Annotated in this window: 32 protein-coding genes and 1 pseudogene; 18 read left to right on the top strand and 15 right to left on the bottom strand. The window is 72.7% G+C overall.

Annotated elements, in window-relative coordinates:
• Window positions 1-4 precede the first annotated feature (4 nt).
• Entirely contained in the window at window positions 5-931 is a 927-nt protein-coding gene (gene era, locus BGP03_RS15645; protein ID WP_296370784.1) for a GTPase Era, read from the top strand.
• Window positions 932-994: 63 nt separating this feature from the next.
• Here era and BGP03_RS15640 read toward each other — a convergent pair whose 3' ends face one another.
• Both BGP03_RS15640 and BGP03_RS15635 read right to left on the bottom strand, forming a co-directional pair.
• Complete coding sequence (locus BGP03_RS15640; RefSeq protein ID WP_298797574.1) at window positions 995-1,747, bottom strand: DUF2470 domain-containing protein; 753 nt, start codon at window positions 1,745-1,747, stop codon at window positions 995-997.
• Window position 1,748: 1 nt separating this feature from the next.
• Entirely contained in the window at window positions 1,749-2,405 is a 657-nt protein-coding gene (locus BGP03_RS15635; RefSeq protein WP_296377159.1) for a DUF4190 domain-containing protein, read from the bottom strand.
• A 61-nt stretch (window positions 2,406-2,466) separates the two neighbouring features.
• On the opposite strand from BGP03_RS15635, the gene recO reads away from it, so the two are divergent.
• From recO to BGP03_RS15610, 5 genes are read left to right on the top strand one after another with little or no spacing between them, the layout of a single operon-like run.
• The gene (recO, locus tag BGP03_RS15630; protein ID WP_296377158.1) at window positions 2,467-3,237 is read left to right on the top strand and encodes a DNA repair protein RecO; all 771 of its coding nucleotides are present in this window, start codon (window positions 2,467-2,469) and stop codon (window positions 3,235-3,237) included.
• A gap of 10 nt (window positions 3,238-3,247) precedes the next feature.
• The gene (locus BGP03_RS15625; protein ID WP_298797575.1) at window positions 3,248-4,390 is read left to right on the top strand and encodes a beta-eliminating lyase-related protein; all 1,143 of its coding nucleotides are present in this window, start codon (window positions 3,248-3,250) and stop codon (window positions 4,388-4,390) included.
• Between the two features lie 10 nt (window positions 4,391-4,400).
• Window positions 4,401-5,186, top strand: coding sequence for an isoprenyl transferase (locus tag BGP03_RS15620; protein WP_296377156.1), 786 nt, complete (start codon window positions 4,401-4,403; stop codon window positions 5,184-5,186).
• Window positions 5,183-5,572 carry a hypothetical protein gene (locus BGP03_RS15615; protein WP_296377155.1) on the top strand — a complete coding sequence of 130 codons (390 nt, stop codon included), beginning with the start codon at window positions 5,183-5,185 and terminating at the stop codon, window positions 5,570-5,572. Before BGP03_RS15620 ends, BGP03_RS15615 begins: the two co-directional genes overlap by 4 nt.
• A gap of 14 nt (window positions 5,573-5,586) precedes the next feature.
• Entirely contained in the window at window positions 5,587-5,802 is a 216-nt protein-coding gene (locus tag BGP03_RS15610) for a hypothetical protein (protein ID WP_296377154.1), read from the top strand.
• Between the two features lie 43 nt (window positions 5,803-5,845).
• Here BGP03_RS15610 and BGP03_RS15605 read toward each other — a convergent pair whose 3' ends face one another.
• The 3 genes from BGP03_RS15605 to BGP03_RS15595 all read right to left on the bottom strand — a co-directional run bounded on the left by BGP03_RS15605 (window position 5,846) and on the right by BGP03_RS15595 (window position 7,296).
• The gene (locus BGP03_RS15605) at window positions 5,846-6,481 is read right to left on the bottom strand and encodes a hypothetical protein (RefSeq protein WP_296377153.1); all 636 of its coding nucleotides are present in this window, start codon (window positions 6,479-6,481) and stop codon (window positions 5,846-5,848) included.
• A gap of 63 nt (window positions 6,482-6,544) precedes the next feature.
• Window positions 6,545-6,943 (bottom strand): transcriptional repressor, encoded by a 399-nt coding sequence (locus tag BGP03_RS15600; protein ID WP_296377152.1) that lies wholly within the window; start codon window positions 6,941-6,943, stop codon window positions 6,545-6,547.
• Window positions 6,940-7,296 carry a metalloregulator ArsR/SmtB family transcription factor gene (locus BGP03_RS15595; RefSeq protein ID WP_296377151.1) on the bottom strand — a complete coding sequence of 119 codons (357 nt, stop codon included), beginning with the start codon at window positions 7,294-7,296 and terminating at the stop codon, window positions 6,940-6,942. Before BGP03_RS15595 ends, BGP03_RS15600 begins: the two co-directional genes overlap by 4 nt.
• A 55-nt stretch (window positions 7,297-7,351) precedes the next feature.
• On the opposite strand from BGP03_RS15595, the gene BGP03_RS15590 reads away from it, so the two are divergent.
• Genes BGP03_RS15590 through BGP03_RS15580 form a run of 3 tightly spaced genes read left to right on the top strand, consistent with a single transcriptional unit; the run spans window position 7,352 to window position 10,212 of the window.
• Window positions 7,352-7,672 (top strand): antibiotic biosynthesis monooxygenase, encoded by a 321-nt coding sequence (locus BGP03_RS15590; protein WP_296377150.1) that lies wholly within the window; start codon window positions 7,352-7,354, stop codon window positions 7,670-7,672.
• A gap of 16 nt (window positions 7,673-7,688) precedes the next feature.
• Window positions 7,689-8,756 carry a DUF475 domain-containing protein gene (locus BGP03_RS15585; protein ID WP_296377149.1) on the top strand — a complete coding sequence of 356 codons (1,068 nt, stop codon included), beginning with the start codon at window positions 7,689-7,691 and terminating at the stop codon, window positions 8,754-8,756.
• A 58-nt stretch (window positions 8,757-8,814) separates the two neighbouring features.
• On the top strand, window positions 8,815-10,212 hold the full coding sequence (locus tag BGP03_RS15580; RefSeq protein ID WP_298797576.1) for a glycine--tRNA ligase: 1,398 nt from the start codon (window positions 8,815-8,817) through the stop codon (window positions 10,210-10,212).
• Between the two features lies 1 nt (window position 10,213).
• On the opposite strand, the gene BGP03_RS15575 is transcribed toward BGP03_RS15580, so the two are convergent.
• The 4 genes from BGP03_RS15575 to BGP03_RS15560 all read right to left on the bottom strand — a co-directional run bounded on the left by BGP03_RS15575 (window position 10,214) and on the right by BGP03_RS15560 (window position 13,600).
• Complete coding sequence (locus BGP03_RS15575; protein ID WP_296377147.1) at window positions 10,214-10,993, bottom strand: SDR family oxidoreductase; 780 nt, start codon at window positions 10,991-10,993, stop codon at window positions 10,214-10,216.
• On the bottom strand, window positions 10,994-11,194 hold the full coding sequence (locus BGP03_RS15570; RefSeq protein WP_296377146.1) for a hypothetical protein: 201 nt from the start codon (window positions 11,192-11,194) through the stop codon (window positions 10,994-10,996).
• Window positions 11,195-11,276: 82 nt separating this feature from the next.
• The gene (locus BGP03_RS15565) at window positions 11,277-12,272 is read right to left on the bottom strand and encodes a hemolysin family protein (protein ID WP_296377145.1); all 996 of its coding nucleotides are present in this window, start codon (window positions 12,270-12,272) and stop codon (window positions 11,277-11,279) included.
• On the bottom strand, window positions 12,269-13,600 hold the full coding sequence (locus BGP03_RS15560) for a hemolysin family protein (RefSeq protein WP_296377144.1): 1,332 nt from the start codon (window positions 13,598-13,600) through the stop codon (window positions 12,269-12,271). Before BGP03_RS15560 ends, BGP03_RS15565 begins: the two co-directional genes overlap by 4 nt.
• Window positions 13,601-13,946: 346 nt before the next feature.
• Between BGP03_RS15560 and BGP03_RS15555 the strand changes: the two genes are divergently transcribed.
• Genes BGP03_RS15555 through BGP03_RS15545 form a run of 3 tightly spaced genes read left to right on the top strand, consistent with a single transcriptional unit; the run spans window position 13,947 to window position 16,881 of the window.
• Entirely contained in the window at window positions 13,947-14,969 is a 1,023-nt protein-coding gene (locus BGP03_RS15555) for an XdhC family protein (protein WP_296377143.1), read from the top strand.
• Window positions 14,966-15,655, top strand: coding sequence for a YdcF family protein (locus BGP03_RS15550; RefSeq protein WP_298797577.1), 690 nt, complete (start codon window positions 14,966-14,968; stop codon window positions 15,653-15,655). Before BGP03_RS15555 ends, BGP03_RS15550 begins: the two co-directional genes overlap by 4 nt.
• The gene (locus tag BGP03_RS15545; protein ID WP_296377141.1) at window positions 15,652-16,881 is read left to right on the top strand and encodes a deoxyguanosinetriphosphate triphosphohydrolase; all 1,230 of its coding nucleotides are present in this window, start codon (window positions 15,652-15,654) and stop codon (window positions 16,879-16,881) included. The genes BGP03_RS15550 and BGP03_RS15545 overlap by 4 nt, the downstream gene beginning before the upstream one ends.
• Here the strand turns inward: BGP03_RS15545 and BGP03_RS15540 are convergent.
• Window positions 16,835-17,260, bottom strand: a complete 426-nt coding sequence (locus tag BGP03_RS15540; RefSeq protein ID WP_296377140.1) for a GNAT family protein — start codon at window positions 17,258-17,260, stop codon at window positions 16,835-16,837. The genes BGP03_RS15545 and BGP03_RS15540 overlap by 47 nt on opposite strands.
• Before the next feature lie 106 nt (window positions 17,261-17,366).
• Here BGP03_RS15540 and BGP03_RS15535 point away from each other — a divergent pair, with 106 nt between their 5' ends.
• Window positions 17,367-17,927: a DUF4232 domain-containing protein gene (locus BGP03_RS15535; RefSeq protein ID WP_299736602.1), complete on the top strand. Its 561-nt coding sequence runs from the start codon at window positions 17,367-17,369 to the stop codon at window positions 17,925-17,927.
• Window positions 17,928-17,948: 21 nt separating this feature from the next.
• Here BGP03_RS15535 and BGP03_RS15530 read toward each other — a convergent pair whose 3' ends face one another.
• Window positions 17,949-18,380 carry a MerR family transcriptional regulator gene (locus BGP03_RS15530; RefSeq protein WP_296377138.1) on the bottom strand — a complete coding sequence of 144 codons (432 nt, stop codon included), beginning with the start codon at window positions 18,378-18,380 and terminating at the stop codon, window positions 17,949-17,951.
• Between the two features lie 40 nt (window positions 18,381-18,420).
• On the bottom strand, window positions 18,421-19,170 hold the full coding sequence (locus BGP03_RS15525; RefSeq protein WP_298797578.1) for an HNH endonuclease family protein: 750 nt from the start codon (window positions 19,168-19,170) through the stop codon (window positions 18,421-18,423).
• Between the two features lie 149 nt (window positions 19,171-19,319).
• Between BGP03_RS15525 and BGP03_RS15520 the strand changes: the two genes are divergently transcribed.
• The 5 genes from BGP03_RS15520 (at window position 19,320) to BGP03_RS15500 (ending at window position 23,778) form a co-directional block, all read left to right on the top strand.
• Window positions 19,320-20,288: a DMT family transporter gene (locus tag BGP03_RS15520; RefSeq protein ID WP_296377136.1), complete on the top strand. Its 969-nt coding sequence runs from the start codon at window positions 19,320-19,322 to the stop codon at window positions 20,286-20,288.
• Between the two features lie 102 nt (window positions 20,289-20,390).
• On the top strand, window positions 20,391-20,576 hold the full coding sequence (locus tag BGP03_RS15515; RefSeq protein WP_296377135.1) for a hypothetical protein: 186 nt from the start codon (window positions 20,391-20,393) through the stop codon (window positions 20,574-20,576).
• 10 nt (window positions 20,577-20,586) lie between these two features.
• Window positions 20,587-22,449 (top strand): DNA primase, encoded by a 1,863-nt coding sequence (gene dnaG, locus BGP03_RS15510; protein WP_296377134.1) that lies wholly within the window; start codon window positions 20,587-20,589, stop codon window positions 22,447-22,449.
• 28 nt (window positions 22,450-22,477) lie between these two features.
• Window positions 22,478-22,987, top strand: a complete 510-nt coding sequence (locus BGP03_RS15505) for a hypothetical protein (protein ID WP_298797579.1) — start codon at window positions 22,478-22,480, stop codon at window positions 22,985-22,987.
• A gap of 26 nt (window positions 22,988-23,013) precedes the next feature.
• Window positions 23,014-23,778 carry a trans-aconitate 2-methyltransferase gene (locus BGP03_RS15500; protein ID WP_296377132.1) on the top strand — a complete coding sequence of 255 codons (765 nt, stop codon included), beginning with the start codon at window positions 23,014-23,016 and terminating at the stop codon, window positions 23,776-23,778.
• 85 nt (window positions 23,779-23,863) lie between these two features.
• On the opposite strand, the gene BGP03_RS15495 is transcribed toward BGP03_RS15500, so the two are convergent.
• The 3 genes and pseudogenes from BGP03_RS15495 to BGP03_RS15485 all read right to left on the bottom strand — a co-directional run.
• Window positions 23,864-24,838 (bottom strand): glycine betaine ABC transporter substrate-binding protein, encoded by a 975-nt coding sequence (locus BGP03_RS15495; RefSeq protein ID WP_298797580.1) that lies wholly within the window; start codon window positions 24,836-24,838, stop codon window positions 23,864-23,866.
• Between the two features lie 23 nt (window positions 24,839-24,861).
• Complete coding sequence (locus BGP03_RS15490) at window positions 24,862-25,650, bottom strand: ABC transporter permease (protein ID WP_296377130.1); 789 nt, start codon at window positions 25,648-25,650, stop codon at window positions 24,862-24,864.
• A pseudogene (locus BGP03_RS15485) lies at window positions 25,647-25,949 on the bottom strand (ABC transporter); the annotation flags it as partial. The pseudogene BGP03_RS15485 and the gene BGP03_RS15490, both read right to left, overlap by 4 nt.

The raw sequence follows: 25,949 nt of genomic DNA, 5'->3' as shown, positions 1-25,949 counted from the left end.
CCTGATGGGCTTCGCCGATGTCCCCGACGACTACCGTTCCGGGTTCGCGTGCTTCGTCGGACGTCCCAACGCCGGCAAGTCGACGCTCACCAACGCCCTGATCGGCGCGAAGATCGCCATCACGTCCAGCCGCCCGCAGACCACCCGCCACGCCATCCGGGGCATCGTGCACCGCCCGGACGCGCAGTTGATCGTGATCGACACCCCGGGCCTGCACAAGCCGCGCACGCTGCTGGGCAGCCGGCTCAACGACGTGGTCCGGGAGACGTGGGCGGAGGTCGACGTGATCGGGTTCTGCGTGCCCGCCGACGTGCCCGTGGGCCGGGGCGACGAGTTCATCGTCAACGAGCTGAAGTCGGTGGCGGGGCGCACGCCCGTGATCGGCATCGTCACGAAGACCGACCTCGCCCAGCCCGAGCAGATCCTGGCCCGGCTCACCGAGCTGTCGGCGCTCATGGAGTTCGCGGACGTCGTGCCCGTCTCGGCCAAGGACGGCTACCAGGTCGACCTCATCGCCGACCTGCTCGTCGCCAAGCTGCCCGAGGGCATGCCGCTCTACCCCGAGGGCGATCTCACCGACGAGCCCGAGCAGATCCTCGTGGCCGAGCTGATCCGCGAGGCCGCGCTGGAGGGCGTGCGTGACGAGCTGCCGCACTCCATCGCCGTGGTGGTCGAGGAGATGGGGCCGCGGGAGGGGCGCCACGAGAAGGCCGAGCCGATGTTGCAGATCATGGCCGACATCTACGTGGAGCGCTCCAGCCAGAAGGGCATCGTCATCGGACGCGGCGGGGAGCGGCTGCGGCAGGTGGGCACCGACTCGCGGCGCCAGATCGAGGCGCTGCTGGGCACGAAGGTGTTCCTGGACCTGCGTGTCAAGATCGCCAAGGACTGGCAGCGCGACCCCCGTCAGCTGCGCAAGCTGGGCTTCTGAGCCGGGTTTGCGGGCGATTTCGCGCGTTCGCGCGGCAAGGACGCAAAATCGCCTGCAGAACGGCTAGGTGCGCGCCTCGCGGACCAGCTCGACCATGGCCGCGCGGGCCGCGTCGGGCGTGGTCACGTCCGACCGGAACGGCAGGCGCAGGTCCTTCTCCTCGCCGCCGGCGTCGCGGGTGAGCATCGCGAAGCCGTAGCGGTCGCAGCCGACCATCCGGGCCTCCACGGTGTCGGTGCGCCCGGCGAACACGCGGGCGAACAGCACCAGCGAGTCGGCGTGGTCGTCGTTCATGTGCCGGGCGATGCGGGCGGCGTGCGGCCGCAGGGGGTCGGGCTCCGCGGACGTGTAGCCGGCCGCGTCCACCCAGCTCATCCGGCCGAAGCCGCCGACGTAGCGCACCGAGGAGACCTCGAGGCGGTAGATCCGGAACCCGTGGTCCTCGATGGTGGTCGGGTCGGCGTAGAACGCTCCCGGGTGGGTGTCGCGGTAGACGGCGAGCGTGGCGGTGCGCTCGTCGCCGCTCAGCACGGACACCTCGCCGACGACGGTGACGCGGCCCAGCGCCAGCGGGTCACCGTCGCCGTCCTGCACCGCCATCAGCGACGCCCTGGGGTCGGCGACGAGGTTGCGGGTGTGCTCGGCCAGCTCGCTGAGCAGCAGCAACGGCCGCCCCGCCGCGTCGACGGCGTGGGTGACGAGCGAGCCGAACGGGAATCCGCCCTCGCCGATCGTGGACAGCGCCGCGGTGGGCGCGGCCGCGATCAGCGTGCGGGCCAGTTCGGCGTCGCTCGGCTCCGGCGCAGGAGAAGCCATCTCAGCCCGTCGGGAACGAGCCGGAGCTCGGGAAGTCCGGGATCTGGCTCGCGACGGCCGAGATGAACACGATGATGAACACGAAGTAGGCGATGATCAGCAGCGTGAAGATGCCGCCGATGATGATGCCGGCCAGCGCGAGGCCGTCACCGCTCTCACCGGTGCGCTTGATCTGGCCTCGCGCGATGAACCCGAACACGACGCCCAGCGGCGCCAGGATGATGCCGAAGATCAGCGCGAGGATCGCCATGGTGTTGGTGGCCGGCGCGGGGGCGTAGGCGCCGCCCTGCGGGTAGCCGCCGTAGGCGGGCTGCTGGCCGTAAGCGGGCTGGGGGTACGGCTGGCCGTAGGCGGCCTGCTGGTCGTAGCCCGGCTGCTGCCCGTAGCCCGGCTGCTGGCCGTACGGGGGCTGCTGCCCGTAGCCGGGCTGCTGGCCGTACGGCGCCTGACCGTAGGCCTGCTGCTGGTCGTAACCCGGCTGCTGGCCGTACTGCGAGTTCTGCGGCTGGGAGTTCTGCTCGTAGGACCGCGTGTCGTACGCGGGCGGCGCGTCGCCCGACTTGCCCAGGGAGACCGGCGGGTCCGAGCTCTTGTCCGGGGCCGCGCCGCCCGGCCGGTAGGCGGTGGTCGGTTCGTCGTCGGACGGGTTCTGCGACATTCGTTCCCCCTTGGGATGTGTGGGGCCCGATCGTAGGGGTGCGGGCGCCTAGCATGGACCCATGGCCCTGTATCGCGACACCGGCGTGGTGCTGCGCGTGCAGAAGCTCGGCGAGGCCGACCGGATCGCCACCATCCTCACCCGCCGCCACGGCAAGATCCGCGCTGTGGCCAAGGGCGTGCGGCGCACCACGTCGCGGTGGGGCGCCCGGCTGGAGCCGTTCAACCACGTCGACGTGCAGTGCTACACGAGGGGCGGGGCGGTCACCGGCCGCTCGCTCGACATCGTCACGCAGGCCGAGACCGTCGACGCGTTCGGTGCGGGCCTGGTCAACGACTACTCCCGCTACACGGCGGGCTGCGCGATCCTGGAGACGGCCGACCGGCTCGTCTCCGAGGAGGGGGAGCCCGCGCTGCGGGTGTACCTGCTGGTGGTGGGGGCCATCCGGGCACTGGCCGGCCGCGAGCGCGACGCCTCACTGGTGCTCGACGCGTTCTTCCTGCGGGCCATGACCCACGCCGGCTGGGCCCCCGCCATCAACGACTGCGCCCGCTGCGCCGAGCCCGGCCCGCACCCGGCGTTCAACATCGCGGCCGGGGGAGCGGTGTGCCCCCGCTGCCGCCCGCCGGGGTCGATCATGCCGTCGCGGGAGACCTACCAGCTCCTCGACGCCCTGCTGCACGGCGACTGGGAGGTGGCCGACGCGATGGGCGCCGCCACCCGCCGCGACACCAGCGGCCTCGTCGCCGCCCACCTGCAGTGGCACATGGAGCGCCAGCTGCGGTCGTTGCCGCTGGTGGAGCGGCGCGGAACGCGGTTGCCCAGCGTGTGACGATCACGCGATGAGCGACGACCGCGCCCGCCGGACGGCCGCCTACCGCGCCGCGACGAAGGTGCTCTCGGCCGCGGATCCGACGCTCGCCGGCGGGCTGGCCGCCCTGGCCGCCGCCGCGGAAACCGTGCGGGGCCCGGACGGTATCGACCTGACCGCCTCGGTCGACACCTACGGCGACGGCGTCGTCGGCGAGCTCGAGCGCCGGGTGGCCGCGCTGCTCGGCCTCCCGGCCGCGGTGTTCTTCCCGACCGGGACGATGGCGCAGCAGGTGGCGCTGCGGTGCTGGGCGGGCCGCACGGGCAACCCGCTGGTCGCACTCCATCCTCTTGCCCACTCCGAGCTGCACGAACGGGAGTCGCTCACCACCGTCGCCGGGTTGCGCACCGTCCACACCACCGGCGCGGCGCGGCTGCCGACGCCGGAGGAGGTGCGCGCCGTCGAGGAGCCGTTCGGCACGCTCATGCTGGAGCTGCCCCTGAGGGAGGCCGGATTCGTCCTGCCGACCTGGGACGAGCTGGTCGCCACCGTCGAGGCCGCCCGCGAGCGGCAGGCGAAGGTCCACATCGACGGGGCCCGGCTGTGGGAGTGCACCACCCACCTCGGGCACGACCTGCCGCAGATCGCCGCGCTCGCCGACAGCGTCTACGTCTCGCTCTACAAGTCGCTCGGCGGCCTCTCCGGGGCGGTGCTCGCCGGACCCCGGGAGTTCGTGGACGAGGCCCGCGCCTGGCGGCACCGCTACGGCGGTCGGCTCTACCAGCAGTTCCCTCAGGTGCTCTCCGCGCTCGTGGGCCTGGAGCGCGAGCTGCCCCGGCTGCCGTCCTACGTGGAGCAGGCGCGCATGGTCGTCGAGGTGGTGCGGGCCGAGCTGGCGTCGGCCGTCCCGTGGTTCCGGGTGGTGCCGGAGGTGGCGCACACCCACCAGTTCGCGGTCTGGCTGCCCTACGACGCGGACGTGCTGCGCGACGCCGGCGTCGTCCAGGCCGAGAAGACCGGGGTGTCGCTGTTCCGCGGCTGGTGGAGCCCCGGCCCGGCCGGGCCGCCCGGTGTGGCCAAGACGGAGGTGACGGTCGGCGCCGAGGGGCTGGAGTGGACCCGTGAGGACGTGGCGGAGGCGGTCCGCGGCTTCGTCCGGCTCCTGCCGCCGTAGGGTTCGGGGCGTGCCGCAGTTCCAGCCCCCCGCCCCCCACCCGTCGGGCGCCCGACCCCCGGCGATCCCGCGCGAGCTCGTGCCCAACCACGTCGCTCTCGTCATGGACGGCAACGGCCGCTGGGCCAACGCCCGCGGTCTGCCGCGCATCGAAGGCCATCGGCGCGGCGAGGCGTCGCTCATGGACGTGGCGCGCGGCTGCATCGACGTCGGTGTGCGCTGGCTCTCGGCCTACGCGTTCTCCACCGAGAACTGGAAGCGCAGCCCCGACGAGGTGCGCTTCCTCATGGGCTTCAACCGCGACGTCATCCGCCGCCGGGTCGACGAGATGCACGAGATGGGCGTCCGCGTGCGCTGGGCCGGCCGGCGGCCGCGGCTGTGGCGCAGCGTGATCAGGGAGCTGGAGGTCGCCGAGCAGAAGACGCTGCACAACGACGTCCTCACGCTCACCATGTGCGTCAACTACGGGGGGCGTGCGGAGATCGCGGACGCGGTCAAGCAGATCGGGCGGCTCGTCGCCGAGGGCAAGGTGAAGCCCGACAAGATCGACGAGCGGATGATCGCCAAGTACCTCGACGAGCCGGACATGCCCGATGTCGACCTGTTCGTGCGCAGCTCCGGCGAGCAGCGCACGTCGAACTTCCTGCTGTGGCAGTCGGCATACGCGGAGATGGTCTTCCTCGACACGCTGTTCCCCGACTTCGACCGCAGGCACATCTGGGAGGCGATCGAGATCTACGCACGACGGGACCGGCGCTTCGGTGGCGCCCTCGACACTCCGGAGACGGCGTCATGATCAGCCCCATCGAGGTGGCGCAGGCGGCCCTGGAGAACTTCCACGACGTCACCGCCGACGACGACGGCTCGCTCACGTTCGCCCACGGCGGCGTGCTGTGCGTCGTGCAGGGCATCGAGCTGGAGGAGGGCCTGCCCGTCCTCAACCTGACGTGCGTGGTGGCCTGGGACCTGCCGCTGGAGACCGACGTGCCCACCCGCGTCGCGATGGGTGCGGGGGAGGGGCTGTTCGGCACGCCCCGGGTGATCCGCGGGGAGAAGGGCTGGGACGTGACGCTGCGCTACGCGTTCCCCGCCGCCGGCCTCGACGAGAAGGCCATGGGCACGCTGCTGATGCTGGTGGTGGGCAACGCGTCCACCCTCCGTGCCGAGCTGACGGGCGCCTGACGTCCGAGCGCGTCGTGGGTTGCATCGACGTGGTCGGCGTGGTGATCGTCGTGTGCTACATCGCGTTCTCGATCTTCCGCACACGGCTCGTCGGCCTCTGGGTCGACGCCCCGGTGGCCGGGGTGGCGAGCCTCGCGGTGCTGGCCGGGGTGCTGTTCGGGCAGTCCTTCGGCACCCGGCGGGGTGTGATCCGGGTCTTCCGGATCCTCCGGGGCCAGCAGCGCGGCTAGGAGCGCCTGGGAGCGCGCTGAAGAACTCGGCGCGCTCCCAGAGCTAGATCGACTCTTCGGCGAGGTGCATCAGCGGCAGCTGCGACAGCTCCATCGGCGACAGCTTGCCCGCCGCGCCCAGCACGTCGTTCTGGCTCTTCTGCATGCGCGCGTCGATGAGCCCGGACAGCGCGTAGGCCACGCGGCCGAGCAGCCGTACCGTCGTGTCGTCGACGATGGGGCGCGGAGTGGAGACCACCGCGATGCCGGTCGGCCTGCCCTCGTTGGACTGCGCCGCACCGATCGTGAACGCCTCGCGCGGGTTCACGTGGCGGGAGGCGTAGTGGTCGCGGAGCTTCTTGACCAGGCCGTGGAACTCCTTGACGTCGCCGTCGAGCTTGAGCTCGTCGAGGTCCTTCTCGGTCAGCACCGAGGTACGTGCGGAGAAGCAGCGCACGTAACCGATGAGCGCGCCGGTCCACAGGGCCTCGACCAGCGCGTTGTCGGTGTCGACGCGCACCGGGCCGTTCTCGGGGGAGTTCAGCGCCGTGACGAGGTGCTCGCAGCAGCGCAGCACGTACTGGAGGTCCTCGAACACCGCGGCGAGGGAGGCCAGCTCGCCCGCCTCGGGCCCGTCGAGCCTGCGTACCCGGCTCGGGGCGGTCGCCGTCGATCCGTTGCTGCCTGCGTCATCGGTCACCGGCGGGACGTTAGCCGGGGAGCCGCGACCCGGATGTGTCGATGTGAGACGCGGGCCACACCGCTACCGGTCGGCGCCGCAGGTGCGGCAGAGCCCGAAGATCTCCACGGTGTGGCTGAGCTCGGTGAACCCGTGGGTGTCGGCCACCTTCTGGGCCCACGTCTCGACGGCGGGCCCCTCGATCTCGACGGCCGTGCCGCAGCGGCGGCACACCAGGTGGTGGTGGTGCTCGGCGCTCTCGCAGCGCCGGTAGACCGCCTCGCCGGACGCCGTGCGCAGGACGTCGACCTCGCCGCCGTCGGCCAGGGTCTGCAGCGTGCGGTAGACGGTGGTGAGCCCGATGCCCTCGCCGGTGCGGCGCAGCTCCTCGTGGATCTCCTGGGCGGAGCGGAAGTCGTCGAGCCGGTCGAGCAGCGCCGACACGGCGGCGCGCTGCCTGGTGGAGCGCAAGGGGGTGCTCACGTCGACCGTCCCTCCTCGGCGTGCGCCACGGCGTCGACGACGATGTGGGCCAGGTGGTCGTCGACCAGCGAGTACACGACCTCGCGACCCTGCCGCTCGCCGTGCACGACCCCGGCGGACTTGAGCACCCGCAGGTGCTGGCTGATCAGCGGCTGGGTGACACCGAGCGCGTCCACCAGGTCGTGGACGCAGCGGCTGGACTCCAGGAGCTGCAGCACGATGGCGATGCGCACGGGGGCGGCCAGCGCGCGGAGCAGATCACCGGCCGCGGCGAGCGTACGCGGGGTGCGGACGGGGGCCGGTGCGGCGCACTCGTGCGCCTGCGCGGCGTCGGCTCCTGCGACGATCGACATCTGCGTTTCCTCCCGGTGGCTCACCCCCATCCTAGGTGGATGGCAGGCTGCGCCCGTGCTGCTCGTCTGCCGCTTCACAACGCCCGTGCCCGTCGACCTGTTTTCCCGCGCCCGCCGCGCCCTGGAGCTGCTCACCGCGGCGCCCGGTTGTCTCGGCGGTGAGCTGGGCCGGGCCGTCGACGACCCCGGCTGCTGGGTGCTGACGGTCCGGTTCGTCTCCGTGGACGCCTACCGGCGCAGCCTGAGCCCGTTCGCGGTGCGCGAGCACGTCGTGCCGCTGCTGGCCGAGGCCACCCCGGAGATCGCCACCTTCGAGACCCTGGTGGAGGCTGTGGGTGGGGAGGCGACGGACCATCGGAGTCTCCGGGCCGAGTGAGCGGGGAACTCGCACGATGAACCTTCGGATTTTCGGGCTGGCCTACGGGGTCTCGATCGTCGCCCTCGTGGTCGCCTTTCTCTACGGCGGCGTCGAGGGCCTGCTGCTCTGCGCGATCCTCGGCATCCTGGAGATCTCGCTGTCGTTCGACAACGCGGTGGTCAACGCCACCGTGCTGGACCGGATGGACCCGTACTGGCAGCGCATCTTCCTGACCGTCGGCGTGATCATCGCCGTGTTCGGCATGCGCCTGGTGTTCCCGCTGATCATCGTGTCGGTCACGGCGGGGCTCAATCCCGTCGAGGCGTTCACGCTCGCGCTGGACACCAAGAACCTGCCGCCCGAGGACCCGGGCACCTACGCCTACCTGCTCAACCAGGCCTACCCGCAGATCGCCGCGTTCGGCGGCATGTTCCTGTTCATGCTGTTCCTGGACTGGACGTTCGAGGACCGCGACATCCGGTGGCTCACGTGGCTCGAGGTCCCGCTCGCGAAGATCGGGCAGCTCTCGCGGCTGTCGATCGTGCTCGCGCTGGCGGTGCTGGTCGTGCTCTCGGAGACCCTGGCGGCCGACCCGGGCGTGGTGCTGGTCGCCGGCGCGCTGGGTCTGGTCACGTACCTGGTGGTCAACGGCCTCGGGGAGTTCTTCGACCAGCCGGGGGAGGACGAGCAGCCGGGCTCCCGGCCGTCGCAGCTCGTGAAGGCCACCGGCCGGGCCGGGCTCTTCCTGTTCCTCTACCTCGAGGTGCTCGACGCCGCGTTCTCCTTCGACGGGGTGATCGGGGCGTTCGCCGTCACCACCGACCCGATCCTCATCGCGCTGGGCCTCGGTCTCATCGGCGCGATGTTCGTCCGGTCGATCACCGTCTACCTGGTGCGCAAGGGCACGCTGGCCGACTACGTCTACCTGGAGCACGGCGCGCACTGGGCCATCGGCGCGCTGGCGGTGATCCTGCTCATCGGCATCGGGTTCAAGGCCAACGAGGTGGTCACGGGGCTGATCGGGGTGGCGTTCATCGCCGCCGCGTTCGTCTCGAGCATGGTCCGAAACCGCAGGCTGGCGGCCCGGGAGAGTGCGGGGTAAACCACGGGCGGCATATCGCTACCCTTGGCTCTTCCACTCACTAGTCCTGGAGTACCCCGTGGCCAGCAAGTCCTCGTCCGCCAAGATCGAAACCATCGTCGCGCTCGCGAAGCGCCGCGGCTTCGTCTTCGCCTCGGGGGAGATCTACGGCGGTACGCGCTCGGCCTGGGACTACGGGCCGCTGGGCGTGGAGCTCAAGGAGAACATCAAGCGGCAGTGGTGGCGCACGATGGTCACCGGCCGCGAGGACGTCGTGGGCCTCGACAGCTCGGTGATCCTGCCGCGCCAGGTGTGGGTCGCGAGCGGTCACGTCGGTGTGTTCAACGACCCGCTGGTCGAGTGCCTGAGCTGCCACAAGCGCTTCCGGGCCGACACCCTGGCCGAGGAGTTCGTCGAGCGCACCGGCAAACCGGCCGCGGAGGACGACCTCTCCGAGGTCCCCTGCCCCAACTGCGGCACCCGCGGCCAGTACACCGCGCCGCAGGACTTCAACATGATGCTCGAGACCCACCTCGGCCCGGTGAAGACCGACGAGGGGCTGGCCTACCTGCGCCCCGAGACCGCGCAGGGCATCTTCGTCAACTTCCTCAACGTGCAGACCACGTCGCGCAAGAAGCCGCCGTTCGGCATCGGCCAGATGGGCAAGAGCTTCCGCAACGAGATCACGCCCGGCAACTTCATCTTCCGCACCCGCGAGTTCGAGCAGATGGAGATGGAGTACTTCGTCGAGCCCGGCACCGACGAGGAGCTGCACCAGTACTGGATCGACGAGCGCACGCGCTGGTACACCGACCTGGGGATCGCGGCGGAGCACCTCCGGCACTACGAGCACCCCAAGGAGAAGCTCTCCCACTACTCCAAGCGCACCGTGGACATCGAGTACAGGTTCGAGTTCCAGGGCCAGGAGTGGGGCGAGCTCGAGGGCATCGCCAACCGCACCGACTTCGACCTCACGACCCACAGCAACCACTCGGGCGTCGACCTCTCGTTCTACGACCAGGCGAGCGGCACCCGCTACCGCCCGTACGTGATCGAGCCCGCGGCCGGCGTCGGCCGCTCGATGATGGCGTTCCTCATCGAGGCCTACACCGAGGACGAGGCGCCCAACGCCAAGGGCGGCGTCGACACCCGCGTGTCGCTCAAGCTGGACCGCCGCCTCGCGCCGGTGAAGGCCGCGGTGCTGCCGCTCTCGCGCAACGCCGACCTCTCACCCAAGGCCCGCGACCTCGCCGCGCAGCTGCGGAAGAACTGGAACATCGAGTTCGACGACGCCGGCGCCATCGGCCGCCGCTACCGCCGCCAGGACGAGATCGGCACGCCGTTCTGCATCACGGTGGACTTCGACACCCTCACCGACCAGGCCGTCACCATCCGCGAGCGCGACTCCATGGCGCAGGAGCGGGTGGCGCTGGACCAGGTCGAGGGCTACCTGGCGGCGCGGCTCATCGGCTGCTGAGCTACAGGACGGCCAGCATCCCGCCGTCGACGTAGACCACCTGGCCGGTCACGAAGTCCGAGGCCGGGCCCACCAGGTAGAGCAGCGTCCCGACCAGGTCCTCGACACGGCCCCAGCGGCCGGCGGGGGTGCGTCCGCGCACCCAGCCGTCGAAGGCCGGGTCGGCGACGAGGGCGGCGGTCAGCTCGGTCTCGATGTAGCCGGGGCCGAGTCCGTTGACCTGTATCCCGAACGGGGCGAGGTCGGCGCACATGCCCTTCGTGAGCATCTTGAGCGCGCCCTTCGTCGCGGCGTAGGGGGCGATCCCGGGCCTGCTCACCTCGCTCTGCAGCGAGCAGACTGTGACGATCTTGCCCCGGCCGCGCGGCGCCATGCGCCGGCCGGCCTCGCGGGCCACGAGGAACGTGCTGGTCAGGTTGGTGTCCAGCAGCCGGAACCAGTCGTCGTCGGCGAAGTCGAGGAACGGGGCGCGGTGCTGGGCGCCCGTGTTGCAGACGGCGATGTCGAGCGGGCCTGCCATCTCCTCGGCCCGGGTGACGCCGGCGGCGACGGCCGCGGGATCGGCGTTGTCGAACGCGACCGCGTACACGGCGCCGCCGTGCCTCGCGGCCACCGGCGCCAGCGCGTCGACCGCCGAGCCCAGCTGCGTGTCACCGCGGGCGTTGAGCACCACCGTGCAGCCCGCCTCGACCAGCCCGCGGGCGAGTGCCAGGCCGATCCCGCGGCTGGATCCGGTGACGAGCGCGGTGCGCCCGGAGACGTCGAAGAGGGGATGCGCCACTCAGGGACGGTAGGCCAGCAGCTGCACGCCCAGCTCGGCCTCGGCCCGCTGCAGCTCCGCCACCTGCTCGTCGGTGAGCGGGGCGTAGGGCGTCTCGGGGGCGTAGGCCACCAGGGGCACCCCCAGCCGGCCCTCCAGCGTGCGGATCTTCTCCAGCGCGGTGTCGTCGAGGTCGGCGGGGCGCAGGGTGGGGGCGCTCATGGACATCTCCCGGGGTGTGACGGAGGTGCAGCGGAGCGTAGCGCTGATCAACTGCTGCCGCGCGCCGGCTGCACCCCTGGTGCTACACCGGCGCCGGGAGCAGGCGGTCGAGGATGTCCTGCATCGTCACGAGCCCGAGCAGCTCGTCACCGTCGGCCACCAGGGCCAGATGGTTGCGGCGCTCCCGCATCGCACCGAGCGCGTCGTGCAGGGGGACCCCGGCCTGCAGGGTCGGCACGGGCCGCATCAGCTCGGCGGCGGTGCCGGCCTGCGCGGTGAGGGCGTCGCGGACGTGCACGACGCCCACCGGATGTCCGTCCGTGCCGGTGACGATCAGTCGCAGGTGGCTGGACTCCCGCGACACGGCGCGGATGTCGGCCGGGCTCGCACCCGACGGCACGGAGGCCACCTCGGCGCGGGGCCGGACGACCTCGCGCAGCGGCGCGGAGTCGAGGTCCAGCGCCGTGACGAGCCGCGCATGGTGCTCGGCGTCGAGCGCGCCGGTGGTGGCCGAGTGCTCCACGAGCTCGCGCAGGTCGGCGGGGTTGCGCCCCTCGCCGACCTCGTCGACGGGCTCGACACCCACACGGCGCAGGCACCGGTTGGCCATGCCGTTGAGCCCGAGCAGCAGCGGCCGGGTGAGCACCATGAACCCGCGCATCGGCAGCGCCAGCAGCGTGGCCGACCGCTCGGGGTGCGCGATGGCCCACGACTTCGGGGCCATCTCGCCGACCACGAGGTGCAGGAACGTCACGATGACCAGCGACAGCACGAACGACAGGACGCCGGCCGCGGTGTCGCCCAGGCCGCCCAGCAGCGGCGCGAGCAGCTCCTCGACGGCCGGCTTGCCCAGCGCACCGAGCCCGAGCGTGCACAGCGTGATGCCCAGCTGCGAGCCCGCGAGCAGCAGGGACAGGTCCTTGGCGCTCTTCAGCGCGGCCCGGGCGGACGAGCTGCGCGCCGCGGCCTCCTCCAGCCGGTAGCGGCGGGCCGCGACGAGCGCGAACTCGACGGCGACGAAGAACGCGCTGAACGCGATCAGGGCGACGGAGATGCCGATGGCGAGACCGGTGCTCATGCCGGAACCTCCGCCGAGGCGAAGGCGAGTCGGACCGTCGCGGGCACGCGGCGTTCCACGGTGCACACGGTGATCTCCAGTGGGCGTTCGGGCAGGGGGAGGGTGACGGCGTCGCCCACCTCGGGCAGGCGCTGCAGCGCGTCGATGACGAGGCCGCCGACGGTCTGGTAGTCGCCCTCGGGCAGGTCGGTGTCCAGCATCCGCTCGACGTCGTCGATGCCCATGGCCCCGTCGACGGTCCACTCGCCGTCACCGATCCGCGGCCGGTCGACCCCGGCGGCGTCGTGCTCGTCGGTGATCTCCCCGACGAGCTCCTCGGCGATGTCCTCCATCGTGATGACGCCGGCGAGACCGCCGTACTCGTCGACGACGCAGGCGAACTCCTCGTCGGCCTCGCGCAGCGCGGCCAGTACCGCGGGCAGCGGCAGCGAGGCCGGTACCAGCACGGGCGTGCGCGCGGCGTCGGCCACGCGGAAGGCGGACAGGTCCCGGCCCTCCAGCGCGAGCACGTCGCGCAGGCAGATGACGCCGACGACGTCGTCGACGCCGGAACCGAGCACCGGCAGCCGCGAGTGCCCGGACGCCATCAGCTCGACCAGGTCGGCCATCGTCGCGTCGGCGGCCACCGAGGCGACGCGGGGCCGGGGGATCATCGCGGCGCGGGCGGAGCGGTCGGTGAAGTCCAGGACGCGGTCGAGCAGGGTGGAGAGCTCCTCGTCGAGGTCGCCGCTGTCGCGGGACTCGTCGATGATCGCCTCCAGGTCACGGGGCGTGGCGGAGTGCTCCACGTCGTGCACGGGCTCGACGCGCAGCGCCTTGAGCAGCAGGTTCGACGCCGTGTCGAAGACATGGATCAGCCAGCCGAACAGCTTCAGGTAGACGGTGGTGGACAGCGCCAGCGCGCGGGCCACCGGCTCGGGCCGGGCGATCGCGAGGTTCTTGGGGAACAGCTCGCCGAACACCATCTGCACGACCGTGGCCAGCAGCAGCGCGAGCACCGTGCCGATCGCGATGCCGACGCCGGTGGGCACGCCCACGCCGCCCAGCAGGGCGCCGAGGCCCTCGCCGATCAGCGGCTCGGCGACGTAACCGACGAGCAGGCCGGTGACGGTGATGCCCAGCTGGGCGCCGGAGAGCATGAACGACGTGCGGTTCGTGACGGCCAGGGCGCGGCGGGCGCCGGCGTCACCGTCCGCGGCACGGGCCCGCAGCCGGGCGCGGTCGACGGCCATGTAGCCGAACTCCTGGGCGACGAAGTAGCCCGTGAGCGCGGTGATCGCGACGACGACGAGCACGCCGAGGAGCACATTGAGCAAGTCGATGATCATCTATCGGCACCGTCCTGCGAGGACGGTGCCCGTACTGTCTGACGGGTCCATGGATCCTGTCTCGTGAGGGGCCCGCTACGGGGCCGGTCGATGAGATCAACGGAGATCAGACCACAGGTGTTCCCCTGACATCCGTCACGGGCGGGTGCCACCCACCGCAAATACCCGGGGCGGCATGTCCGAGGTCAGCGACCCGGCGCGGCTGAGCCCGCGCAAGTGGTACCTGCTGTCGGTGGGTCCTGCCCGCCGACGACCAGGCCATGGTGAGGGGCGCTCGCCGCGATGCTGGGGCCGAGGCCGTGCAGCTGGCCGACGACCGCGGCTGCCTGTAGCTACGCTTGGGTGCGTGACCCAGACGACTGACTCCAACACCCGGCTCCGCGAGCTCGGAACCGCCCTGCGCCGCATGGCCGGTGACGGGCTCGGTGTGGTCCGGGTGCTCGACCGGCACGGCTTCGGCACGGTCGAGAGCGGGCAGCTGCTGGCCGGCACCGCGTCGGGCGCGCTCGCCGGGGTGCTGTACCGCGGAGCCCTCGACGACGCCGCGGTCCCGCTGGCCGCCGCCTCGGCGGCCACGGCGCAGACGAGGAAGGCCCACGTCGCCGAGCCCGCCGCGCTCGCCGCGGGCCTGGCCTGCTCCGGCGGCGCCACGCTGCTCGGGCACCCGCTGCCGGCCGCCCTCGCCGACGCGCTGGGCAGGTCCCTGGAACGGGGCGCCCCGTCGGCGCTCGTGTCCACCGCCGACGGCGCGGGCGCGCTCGTGCTCACCGGCCCGGAGCTCGCCGACGTCGTCGGCACCCTGGGTTCCGCCGGCCTCGACGAGGTGGCCACCGGCGCCGCCCGGCAGCTGCTGCGCCGCGGCGCCACGGTCACCGAGCGGGTCCCGAACGAGGCCGGTCCCGAGCTGCTGCTGGACCTGTGGGTGCCGGTGCCGTCGGTGCTCATCGTCGGCTCGGGTGCGATCGGGGCGGCGCTCGAGGCGCAGGCCGCGCTGCTGGGCTGGTCGTCGCGGTACGAGAGCGAGCTGGATGCCACGGTGGCCGCCGTCGCCGCCTTCTCCGACGCCGACGTGCTGGTGCTGCTCGACCACGCCCCCTCCTTCGACGCGGCGCTGATCGAGGGGCTGCGCGGGCGCGGGTTCATCGGCGCGCTCGGATCCCGCCACACCCAGTCCGCGCGCCGTGAGCGGCTGCTGGCCGCCGGGCTCACCGCCGACGAGATGGCCCGGCTCTACGGCCCGGTCGGGCTCGACCTGGGCGCCCGTACCCCGGCCGAGACGGCCGTGTCGATCGTCGCGCAGGTGATCGCCGCCCGCGCCGGTCGCGCCGGCACCGCGCTCGCCGCCGCCGAGGGCCGGATCGGCGGATGACCCGCGCCGTCCGCTCGGAGGCACCCACGGTGCCGCTGCACTCCGCGGCACCGCCGCGCGCGAGGCGGCGCAGCTGGGTCACCCGCGTGGTGCTCGGCTCGGTGCTGGTCGGGCTGCTCGTCGTCGGAGGCACGGCGTTCCGGGTGTGGCAGGTCGCGCGCATCGACGACCGGCGGCCCGTCGACGCCGTGGTGGTGCTCGGCGCCGCCCAGTACGACGGCCAGCCCAGCTCGATCTTCGCGGCCCGGTTGCGGCACGCTCAGCAGCTCTACGACGCCGGCATGGCGCCGCGGATCGTCACCACCGGCGGCGGCCGCCCGGGCGACGCCTACACCGAGGCCGAGGCGGGGCGCCGCTACCTGATCCGGCAGGGCGTGCCCGCGGGCGCCGTCGTCGCGGTGCCGGTGGGGTCCGACACGCTGCTGAGTCTGCAGGCCGTCGCCGACCGCGCCCGCCAGGACCGCTGGGGCCGCGCGTTGCTGGTCAGCGACCCGTGGCACTCGCTGCGCGCCCGGCAGATGGCGCGCGACAGCGGGCTCGACGCGTGGACGTCGCCCACCCGGTCCGGGCCCGTCGTGCAGACGCGCGAGACGCAGATCCGCTACATCGTCCGCGAGACGGGCGCGATGCTCTACTACCGGCTCACGCACGCGTCGGTGGACACCGAGACCACAGGACTCGGGTGAGCTACTCCGACCACGACCGCGAGCGGCTCGTCCCGGAAGGTCCCAAGGCCGCCGGACGGCCGGAGCGCCGCACACCGTTCTCCCGTGACCGCGCCCGCGTGCTGCACTCCGCGGCGCTACGCCGGCTCGCGGGCAAGACGCAGGTCGTGGGCCCGGGGGAGGGCGCCGAGGTCAGCGGGGCGCCGCGCACCCGGCTGACCCACTCGCTGGAGGTCGCCCAGATCGGCCGCGGCATCGCCGAGGACCTGGGCGCCGATCCCGACGTCGTCGACACCGCGGGGCTCGCCCACGACATCGGCCACCCGCCTTTCGGGCACAACGGGGAACGGGCGCTCGACGAGTTCTGCCCGGGCGGGTTCGAGGGCAACGCGCAGACGCTCCGGATCCTCACGCGGCTCGAACCCAAGATCGCCGGATGCGGGCTCAACCTCACCCGCGCCACCCTCGACGCCTCCTGCAAGTACCCGTGGGTGCAGCGCGCCGGCGACCGCAAGTACGGCGCCTACCCGGCCGACGCCGAGGTGTTCACGTGGGTCCGGGCGGGAGCGCCGCCGCGGCGTCGCTGCATCGAGGCGCAGATCATGGACTGGGCCGACGACGTCGCCTACTCCGTGCACGACGTGGAGGACGGCATCCTCGCGGGCCGCATCGACCTCGCCGCCCTCGGTTCGCCGGGGGAGCAGGCGGTGCTGGTGGAGCTGGCGGCGCGCCACTTCGGTGGCGAGCCCGGCGCGCTCGCCGAGGCCGGCGACGGGCTGCTGGCCCTGCCCGTCGTCGACGCGGTGCGCGGGTTCACCGCCGCCACGGCGCCCGAGTCGGGCCACGTGGCGCTCAAGCGGCTGACCAGCGAGCTCGTCGGACGCTTCGCGGTGGCGGCCACCGACGCCACCCGCGACGCCCACGGCGAGGGCCCGCTCACCCGCTACGCCGCGGATCTGGTGGTCCCGCCCCGGGCGGGTGCCGAGGTGGCCCTGCTGAAGGCCGTGGCGCTGCGCTACGTGATGAGCGATCCCGACCGGCTCGCCATGCAGGCCCGCCAGCGCGAGCTGCTGGCCGAGCTGGCCTCCGCCCTGCTGGCCAAGGCCCCCGACGTGCTCGACCCGGTGTTCGTCGAGGTCTGGAACGCCGCGGCGGACGACGCCGAGCGGCTGCGCGTGGTGGTGGACCAGGTCTCGATGCTCACCGACCAGCAGGCGGTGGCGCGGCACCGGGCGCTCGTTCGGTGACCACGGCCCAGACCTCCAGGTCCTGACGCCCGTCGTCGCCCGGCACGGCCGCGCGCAGCACGCCCTCCCGCACCATCCCGAGCCGCCTCGCGGTGGCGAGGCTCCGCACGTTGGACGTGACCGCCCGCCACTCGACGCGGCTGAGCCCACGCACCTCGAACGCCCAGTCGATCATGACCCGGCAGGCGCGGGTGACGAGCTTGTCGGCGTAGGTCTGCAGCCACGCCCGGGCCCCGTCGGCGTCGACGATCCGGGCGGCCCAGGGCAGCCACGGCGCGAGGTGCTCGCGGTCGCGCTCGATGCACGCCGCGAACTCGGCGGCCCGCCACGGTTCGAGCGGGCGCAGCTGCGCCCCGTCGCCCAGCGGGTGGTTCAGCATCCGAAGATCCCCATTCGGGTGTTCTACCGGGCGGCGGGGCCGGGTGCGAGCGGGATTCGCGGGCGGTGCTCGGTGGCGTGCGGCCATGGTTCGATCATGGGCAGGGTTGCTCGCGGCCGCCGTCGCACTCACGACGATCACCGCCTGCAGCGGGACCGAACCGCTCGCGCCGGTGGCGGAGCCGGCCACCACCGCCCCGGCGGCGACCAGCACGGAGGCGGCACCCACCCCCACGGCCGAACCCGTCGTCCGGTGCACCGCCGCCGACCTGGGCCTGCGCGTCGGCGGCCGGGGCCCCGACGTCAACCCCGGCCAGAAGACGGTGGCGCTGGTGTACACCAACATCTCCAGCCGGCCCTGCTACGTCACCGGGGTGCCCGGCGTCGACCTGCTCGGCCCGGCCGACCCGAACGGCCCCACCTACCCGGTGCCGCGCCCCGGTGCCGACGCCGTGCAGCCCCGCACCACGCTGGGGCCGGGCAGGAAGGCCTCCGCCACGCTGACCTACCTCAGCGGGGGTGCCGGCTGGGTGCCCACGGAGATCATCACGACGCCGCCCGGCGACACCCACCAGCTCGTCACCCGCTGGTCGCTCGGCGACCCGGTGCTGCGCCAGGACGGCGCCACCCACCCGGGCACGTTCGTCGGCCCGCTGGTGGCGTCCTGACCCCGTCGACGGCTGCGGCCCTCAGGGAACGCAGCTCCCGCCGTAGGAGGCGATCTTGAAGTCGATCGTGTCCAGGGCGAACTGCAGCTCGGCGAGCTGCCGGCGCACGGACTCGCGGTGGGCCAGCAGCATCTCCAGACGCTCGTCCACCGTAGCCTCGCCGGCGCCGGCCAGCTCCACGTAGCGCAGCAGCTCCCGGATCGGCATGCCCGTCATGCGCAGGCGGGTGAGGAACACGACGCGGCCGTAGTCGCCCGCCGAGTAGGCCCGGTACCCCGAGGCGTCGCGGGCGACGCGGTCCAGCAGCCCGATGCGTTCGTAGTACCGCAGGGTGTGGGCTGTGACGCCGGTGCGCTCGGCCATCTCCGCGATGCTCAGCGTGCTGCCGGGCTCGGGCGGCGCCGTGTCCTGGCGGCGCAGGCGGTCGAGCGCGTCCTCCACGCTGGTCGTCACCACCTCACGGTAGGCCTTCGAGTGCGCTCGAAGGCAAGCGCTACCGGGCAGCCACCGTCGAGTCCGGCGGGAGCTTCTGCCCCGGGCACCCGGCCAGTACGCCGGCGATGGCATCGTGCTCGGCCTGGGTCACCCACAGGCCGTACTTCGCCTTGACCTCCACCTGTCGGGCCACGTACGAGCACCGGTAGCTCTTCACGCCGGGCAACCAGGTGGCGGCGTCGCCGTCGCCCTTGGACTGGTTGGTCGGCCCGTCCACGGCGAGCAGGTTCAGGGGGTCGTTGCCCAGCCGCACGCGACTGTCGGCCGGCAGCATCTGTGCGCCCTTCTGCCAGGCGTCCGAGAGCGCGACGACGTGGTCGATCTGCACGGCCTCGCTGGTGCCCTGGCCGCGGGTGAACGCGATGGTCCTGCCGGTGTAGGGGTCCTTCAGCGTGCCGGTCAGCACGACGCAGTTGCGGGTGCCGGGCTTGAAGGTCTCGTTCGTCATGTCGCGGGCGAGCACGTCGTTGCGCTGGTCGCAGCCGTTGTGGTCGACGTCGGCCCACGCCGCCCCGAACTGTTCGCGCGTGTAGCCGGTCCTGGGTGCGCGGCCCTTGACCGGGAGTTTCGCGAGCGCGGCGGCGGCGCCACCGGGGACGGCGGTCGGGGCCGCCGTGACCGTGGGGCTCGGCCGCCACGGGGTCGGGGTGGTGCCCGCGGCCGGGGCCGCCGCCGGTGCCGGGAACGCCGGCAGGGTCAGGGTCGGGAGGGCCGAGCATCCCGCGAGGGAGACCACGGTCGTTGCCACTGCGAGGAGCCGGGCCGTTCTGTAGTGCCGCACCGGAGGATGGTGCCGGTCCGGGCGGCCGGGACGGGGGAGGGCGCGCGGCCGTTCGGCGCATGTGGTCCCGGGCACCCCGCTTTGACACCTCCGTTAGCCATGCGAACAGTGGGGCCGTGCGCGTCATCCTGCTCAGCGTCGCCTTCGTGCCGCTCTGGGCCTCCGGATTCCTCGCCGGCAAGCTCGCCACCCAGCGCACCGACGTCCTGACGGTGCTGTTGTGGCGCTTCGCGATCGCCACCGTCGTGATGGGCGTGGTCGCGCTGGTCACGCGCCCCGCGCTGCCGCGCGGCCGGGCCTGGCTGCACCTGGTGGTGGCGGCGCTGCTGCTGCAGATGGGGCAGTTCAGCGGGGTCTACACGGGCCTGGCGGCCGGGGTGCCCGCCGGGCTGTCGAGCCTGGTGCTCGGGATGGCCCCCCTGCTGGTCGGGCTGCTGACGCCGCTGCTGCTGGGCGACCGGCTCGGCCCGGCGCCGGTGCTCGGGCTCGTGCTCGGCGCAGCCGGGGTCTACGTGGTGCTCAGCGACGAGATCGGCGGGGCGGTCGGCGGCGCCGTGGTGTTCCCGGTGCTCGGGATGGTGTCGCTCACGGCGGGCACGCTCTACCAGAAGCGCTTCGGCGCGGGCACGGCGATCAGCATGAGCGTCATCGTGCAGATGGTGGCCTGCCTGCTCGTGACGCTCGTCGTGATGCCGTTCAGCGGGGCCGCCTGGGTGCCGCCGACCCTCGGGGCCTGGGCGGCGATCGGCTGGCTCGGCGTGTTCAACTCGGCCATCGCGTTCGCGGTGATGTTCGTGCTGCTGCGCCGCACCGGCACCGTGCACGTCAGCGCCCTGCTGAACCTCGTGCCGGCCACCGTGGTGCTGCTGGCGGTGCCGATCCTGGGCGAGCCCCTGACCCTGCAGGCCCTCCTCGGCCTGGGCATCGCGCTGGTCGGCATGTACCTCGGGCTGGGCCTCTTCGGGCGCGCCGGCCGCGGAAGTCCGCCGGCGGCGTCGCGAACGCCTCCGGGTCCACCTGCGACGTCGTATCACCCGGTTCCCGACCGGCCGTCACGTCCGGCGGCAGGCGACGCAGGACGTTGATCACGAACACGACGACGGCCTGTCACCGGGCCGGCCCGGACGCACAGCCAATTCCCAGCTTCGGCTGAGATCCCGCACGGGTTCGACGGTCATCGTGGAGCCATGACCTTCTCCACGGTGATCTCCACCCTCGGCTCCGCCGGCGGCATCACGGTGCTGCTGCTGATGGCGGCGTCGCCGTTCCTCGCCGAGCTGCTGCTGCCGGGCCCACGTCGCGCCGAGGAGCCGGTGATCCCGGAGCAGCGCACCTCCACCGACCCCGTGCGACGCCCGGTGCACGCGGCCTAGACTCAGGCCCGTGCCAGGACGGATCCGTGACAGCGACATCGTCGAGGTCCGCGACCGAGCCCGCATCGACGAGGTCATCGGTGACTACGTGGCCCTGCGCCCCGCCGGCTCCGGCTCGCTGAAGGGGTTGTGCCCGTTCCACGACGAGAAGTCGCCGTCGTTCAACGTCCGGCCCAGCCACGGCACGTTCCACTGCTTCGGGTGCGCCGAGGGCGGCGACGCCATCGCGTTCATCCAGAAGATCGAGGTCGTCGGGTTCGTCGAGGCCGTCGAGCGGCTGGCCGACAAGGTCGGGTTCCAGCTCACCTACGAGGGCGGCGGCAGCTCCGTCCAGCGCGACCGCGGCACCAAGACCCGCCTGCTCGAGGCCAACAAGCGCGCGGCCGAGTTCTACGCCGCACAGCTGCGCACCCCCGAGGCCGCCCCGGCCGTCCAGTTCCTCACCTCGCGCGGCTTCGACACCGCCGCCGCGGCCCGGTTCGGCTGCGGCTACGCCCCCGCCGGCTGGGACGCGCTCACCAAGCACCTGCTGTCGGCCGGATTCTCCCTCGACGAGCTGACCAAGGCCGGACTGTCCAAGGAGGGTTCGCGGGGCAGCCCCATCGACCGGTTCCACCGCCGCCTGCTCTGGCCCATCCGCGACCGCGGTGGCGAGGTCGTCGGGTTCGGCGCGCGGCGCCTCTACGACGACGACAAGATCGAGGCCAAGTACCTCAACACGTCGGACTCGCCGGTCTACCGCAAGTCCAGCGTGCTGTTCGGGCTCGACCTCGCCAAGCAGGAGATCGTCAAGCGCCGCCAGGTGGTGGTGGTCGAGGGCTACACCGACGTCATGGCCATGCACCTCGCCGGTGTGCCCACCGCCGTCGCCTCCTGCGGCACCGCGTTCGGCGCCGACCACATCTCCGTGATCCGCCGGCTCATCGGCGACGACTCGTTCGACATGGGCGAGGTCATCTACACCTTCGACGGCGACGCGGCCGGCCAGGCGGCGGCGCTCAAGGCGTTCGAGGGCGAGCAGACCTTCGCCACCCAGACGTTCGTCACCATCGCGCCCGACGGCCAGGACCCCTGCGAGCTGCGCCAGAGCCACGGCGACACCGCGGTGCGCGACCTGGTGGCGCGCCGCGAGCCGATCTACGAGTTCGCGATCCGGTCGGTGCTGCGCGAGTACGACCTCGACGCCGCCGAGGGCCGCGTCGCCGCGCTGCAGCGGGCCGTGCCGATGGTCGCGAAGATCAAGCGCGAGGACCTGCGCGACGAGTACGCCCGCCGTCTGGCCGGCTGGACCAGCTGGGACGACATCGGCATGGTCGTGCGCCGGGTGCGGGAGTCGGCCGGAGCCCCCGTCGAGGGGGGACGCCGCCGCGCCGCTCCGCCACCGAAGGACGACCCCCGCCTGCACGTCCAGCGCGAGGCGCTCAAGGCCGCTCTGCAGGTGCCCGCGCTCGCCGGCCCGAGCTACGACGAGCTGCCCGAGGCCGCCTTCACCCACCCGGCGCTGGCCGGGGTGCACCGCGCCATGCAGATCGCGGGCGGGGTGAGCACAGGGCTCTCGGGGCAGCCGTGGCTGGAGGCGGTCATGGCCGAGTGCACGCCCGAGGTGCGGCCGCTGGTGTCCGAGCTGGCCGTCGAACCGATGGAGCTGCCGCGCCGCACCGGCTCGCGCTTCGACGGCGAGGCGGCGCGCTACGTCAGCAGCGTCATCGCCGGGGTGCGGCTCGCGCTGGTCGAGGCGCAGGTCACGGAGCTCAAGTCGCGGCTGCAGCGCACCAACCCGGTCGAGGATCCCGACGGCTACCACCAGCTCTTCGGTGATCTCGTGCCGCTGGAGCAGTACCGGATCGCGCTGCGGGCGATGGCCGCCCGATGAGCGAGCTTGCGAGCGAATGGTCGGGGCAGTGAACCTCATCAAGAAGCTGCTCGGCCGCAACGAGATGCCGCCGGGGTTCGCCGCCCACCTCGCCGCCGACGAGCACGTGATCGCCACCGCGGCGCTGACGGGCGGAGGGCACGTGGTGGCCACCTCCCTCGGGCTGTGGGTGGAGGGCCCCCGCCGCGTGGGCTGGGGTCTGGTCAGCAAGGCCACCTGGGGCAACGGTGCGATCACGCTGGTCGAGGCCCGGCTCGTCGAGGACCTCGGGGGTGCCGTGCTGATCGAGGACCTCCCGCCGGTGCGCCTGCGTCTGGCCGAACCCGGCCGCGTGCCGCAGACCGTGCACGAGCGCGTCGAGGCGTCGATCAAGAGCAGGCACCACCGCGACCTGCCCGGGGGAGGCGCGTGGTTCGTGCAGCGCAAGGTCCCCGGCCGCGACGGGGTGCTGCTGCAGGTCCGGCCCGACCCGGGTACCGACGAGGCCGCGGCCCGTCAGGTGGCGGCGGACGCGGCGCGGAAGCTCGGGTTCCGCTGAACAGTACGAGCGTACTGTCCGGCGTCGTGAGCACCTCCTGGGACCCGGCCCTGTACCTCGGCTTCGACGACCACCGCTCCCGGCCCTTCCACGACCTCCTGGCCCGTATCGGCGCCGAGGCTCCGCGGCGGGTGGTGGACCTCGGTTGCGGCCCCGGCCACCTCACGGCCCTGCTCGCCGCCCGCTGGCCGGACGCGCAGGTCGCGGCGTCGGACTCGTCGGCGGAGATGGTGGCCGCGGCTCGTTCGCGTGGGATCGAGGCCGAGCAGGCCGACGTCGTCGACTGGACGCCCGGCGCGCACGACGACGTGGTGGTCACCAGCGCCGTGCTGCAGTGGGTGCCCACCCACCTCGACCTGCTCCCGGGCTGGATCGCCGCGATGCCGTCGGGCGGCTGGTTCGCGCTGCAGGTGCCGGGCAACTTCGGCGCGCCCTCGCACGTGCTCATCCGGGAGCTGCTCGACGAGCCGGCGTGGCGCGGGCGGGTCACCGTGCGCGGCGGGGACGCGGTGCCCGAGCCGGCGGGGTACGCGGAGCTGATGGCGGCGGCGGGCGCGGACGTCGACGTCTGGGAGACGACGTACCTGCAGCGCCTGACGGGGGAGGACCCGGTGCTGCGGTGGATCAGCGCCACGGCCCTGCGCCCGGTCCGCGACGCGCTGGAGCCCGACGCCTACGCGGCGTTCCGCGCGGAGCTGGCCCCGAGGCTGCGCGAGGCCTACCCCGCCCGCGCCGACGGCACGACCTGGTTCCCGTTCCGCCGCCTCTTCGCGGTGGCCCGCACCCCCTGATCGGTTCCTCGCAGACCCGGTGTCCTCCTCACCGAGGTTCCGGACTCTGCGAGGAGGACGGCCGATCTGCGAGGACGTCAGGTGATCACGGGTTCGCGATGAAGCCCTTCGAGGCCAGCCAGTCACGGGCGACCTTGCGCTCCGGGACGTTGTCCGACGACTTCTCGCCGTTGAGCTTCAGCATCTCCTCGTTGGTGAGGGCGGCCGAGATCGGGGCGAAGAGGTCGGCGAGGCCCGGGTTCGCGTCGAACACCGACTTCCGCACGGTCAGCGCCGCGTTGTAGAGCGGCTGGTAGGTCTTGTCGTCGGTGAGCACCCGCAGCTTGAGCGCCGGGATGCGGCCGTCGGTGGTGAACACCTCGCCGAACAGGCACTTGTTCGGGTCGGCGGTGGCCTGGTAGATCGCACCGGTGTCGAGCACCGTGGGCTGGCCGGCCGGGAGCTTGAAGCCGTAGGTCTTCAGGAAGCCGGGCAGTCCGTCGTCGCGGTTGAGCCACTCGCTCTCGACGCACATCGTGCCCTTGCCGCCCTTGTTGTAGTAGGCGGCGATGTCGGAGTCGGTGGTGATGCCGAGCTCCTGGGCCTTCGAGTCCAGCACCGCCATCGCGTAGGTGTTGTTGAACGTGGTGGGCGCGAGCCACACGATGTTGTTCTTGGCGAGGTCGGCCTTCTTCACGGCCTGGTACTGCTGGTCCGCGTCCTGGATCGGCTTGCCGCCGAGGAAGGTGACCTGGGCGGTGCCCGTGTAGTCCCAGTACATGTCGATCTGGCCGCCGAGCAGCGCGTTGCGCACCGCCTGCGTGCCGCCGAGGTTGCACTTCGGGTTGACGGTGGCGCCGGCGGACTGGAGCACCGCGACCGTCATCTCGCACAGCACGAGCTGCTCGTCGAAGTCCTTGCCGCTGACGGTGAACGTCTTGCCCGTCAGGTCGACCTTCGCGGCGTTGCTGCCCGCCTCCGCGGACGGTCCGGCGCTCTGCTGGAGCCCGCACCCGGCCATCAGGGCGACGGCCGCGGTGCCCGCGACGGCCGCGACGAGGCGGCGTTTCAGGGAGGTCACGATGGTTCTCCTTCGGTGGTGGATCACGCGGACGAGCCGCGCACGAGGCGTTCGACGACCGCGGCGAGCCAGTCGACGAACAGCGCCAGCGCGGTGACCAGCGCCGCGACGGCGAAGGCCGCGTCGGCGCGGCCGAGCTTCAACATGCTGAGGATCGGGGTGCCGAGACCGCCTGCGCCGATGTAGGTGGCGAGGGTGGCGGTGCCGACGTTGAGGACGAGGGCCACGCGGATGCCGGCGACCATCACGGGCACCGCCAGAGGCAGCTCGACCAGGCGCAGCGTCATCCCGGCCGACATGCCCATGCCGCGGGCGGCCTCGATGTAGGACGGCTCGACGGCCCGCAGGCCGACGACGGTGTTGGTGAGCACCGGGAGGAACGACGCGATGACGAGCGCGACGATCGCGCTGCCCGCACCGAACCCGAGCGGGCTGAACGCCATCAGGATGATCACGCCGAACGGCGGGAGCGCCTGCAGGAAGCCGCCGATGGACAGGACCGCGTCGCCGAGGCGGCCCGCCGACTTCCGGCTGAGCAGGATGCCGAGCGGGATCGAGATGATCACGACCACGACGGTGGACACGCCGACGAGATAGGCGTGCTGGCCGAACTGCGAGAGCAGGTCGCCGAAGTCGAGCGCCCGGCCCTCCGGGGCCCGCCCGGGTGCCGTGAAGTCCTGGGCGTTGATCCACAGCACGACGCCGATGACGATCACCGCGACGACGGCGGGGGTCACGAACAGCGCGAGGCTGCGCCGCTTCCGCAGCGGCGTGACGATCGGACGGGTGATCGTCGGCGGGGGCGCGGTCATGCGTTGCCCCTGGCCCGCAGGTCGCCGACCATGGCGTCCCACCGCAGCGCACCGCGCGGGGCCCCGTCGTCACCGAGCACGAGGACGAGCGGGGCCCGCGAGTCCAGCATCACGTCGACGGCGTCGTAGACGGTGCCGGTGAACGGCACCGTGACGAGCGGGGGGGCCTCGGTGGTGCCGGGCACGTGCAGCCAGCGGTCGGGCTTCCCGGCGTCGTCCAGGGCCAGCACGGGGTGGTTGCCGGCGGGCGAGTCGGTGGCCGAGACGACCACCTCGTCGAGCTTCAGCCTCGCGATGTC

It is taken from the genome of Pseudonocardia sp. 73-21 (genome assembly GCF_001899645.1).
Classification (GTDB): domain Bacteria; phylum Actinomycetota; class Actinomycetes; order Mycobacteriales; family Pseudonocardiaceae; genus Pseudonocardia.
Note: the sequence above shows the minus strand (reverse complement) of the source record. Positions and strands in the feature narration are given on the sequence as shown.

What these genes read in the sequence shown, in the direction of transcription:
- era (WP_296370784.1), top strand. Translation starts at nt 5, where the DNA reads ATGGGCTTCGCCGATGTCCCCGACGACTACCGTTCCGGGTTCGCGTGC.
- BGP03_RS15640 (WP_298797574.1), bottom strand. Translation starts at nt 1,747, where the DNA reads ATGGCTTCTCCTGCGCCGGAGCCGAGCGACGCCGAACTGGCCCGCACG.
- BGP03_RS15635 (WP_296377159.1), bottom strand. Translation starts at nt 2,405, where the DNA reads ATGTCGCAGAACCCGTCCGACGACGAACCGACCACCGCCTACCGGCCG.
- recO (WP_296377158.1), top strand. Translation starts at nt 2,467, where the DNA reads ATGGCCCTGTATCGCGACACCGGCGTGGTGCTGCGCGTGCAGAAGCTC.
- BGP03_RS15625 (WP_298797575.1), top strand. Translation starts at nt 3,248, where the DNA reads ATGAGCGACGACCGCGCCCGCCGGACGGCCGCCTACCGCGCCGCGACG.
- BGP03_RS15615 (WP_296377155.1), top strand. Translation starts at nt 5,183, where the DNA reads ATGATCAGCCCCATCGAGGTGGCGCAGGCGGCCCTGGAGAACTTCCAC.
- BGP03_RS15595 (WP_296377151.1), bottom strand. Translation starts at nt 7,296, where the DNA reads ATGTCGATCGTCGCAGGAGCCGACGCCGCGCAGGCGCACGAGTGCGCC.
- BGP03_RS15585 (WP_296377149.1), top strand. Translation starts at nt 7,689, where the DNA reads ATGAACCTTCGGATTTTCGGGCTGGCCTACGGGGTCTCGATCGTCGCC.
- BGP03_RS15570 (WP_296377146.1), bottom strand. Translation starts at nt 11,194, where the DNA reads ATGAGCGCCCCCACCCTGCGCCCCGCCGACCTCGACGACACCGCGCTG.
- BGP03_RS15565 (WP_296377145.1), bottom strand. Translation starts at nt 12,272, where the DNA reads ATGAGCACCGGTCTCGCCATCGGCATCTCCGTCGCCCTGATCGCGTTC.
- BGP03_RS15560 (WP_296377144.1), bottom strand. Translation starts at nt 13,600, where the DNA reads ATGATCATCGACTTGCTCAATGTGCTCCTCGGCGTGCTCGTCGTCGTC.
- BGP03_RS15550 (WP_298797577.1), top strand. Translation starts at nt 14,966, where the DNA reads ATGACCCGCGCCGTCCGCTCGGAGGCACCCACGGTGCCGCTGCACTCC.
- BGP03_RS15540 (WP_296377140.1), bottom strand. Translation starts at nt 17,260, where the DNA reads ATGCTGAACCACCCGCTGGGCGACGGGGCGCAGCTGCGCCCGCTCGAA.
- BGP03_RS15515 (WP_296377135.1), top strand. Translation starts at nt 20,391, where the DNA reads ATGACCTTCTCCACGGTGATCTCCACCCTCGGCTCCGCCGGCGGCATC.
- BGP03_RS15490 (WP_296377130.1), bottom strand. Translation starts at nt 25,650, where the DNA reads ATGACCGCGCCCCCGCCGACGATCACCCGTCCGATCGTCACGCCGCTG.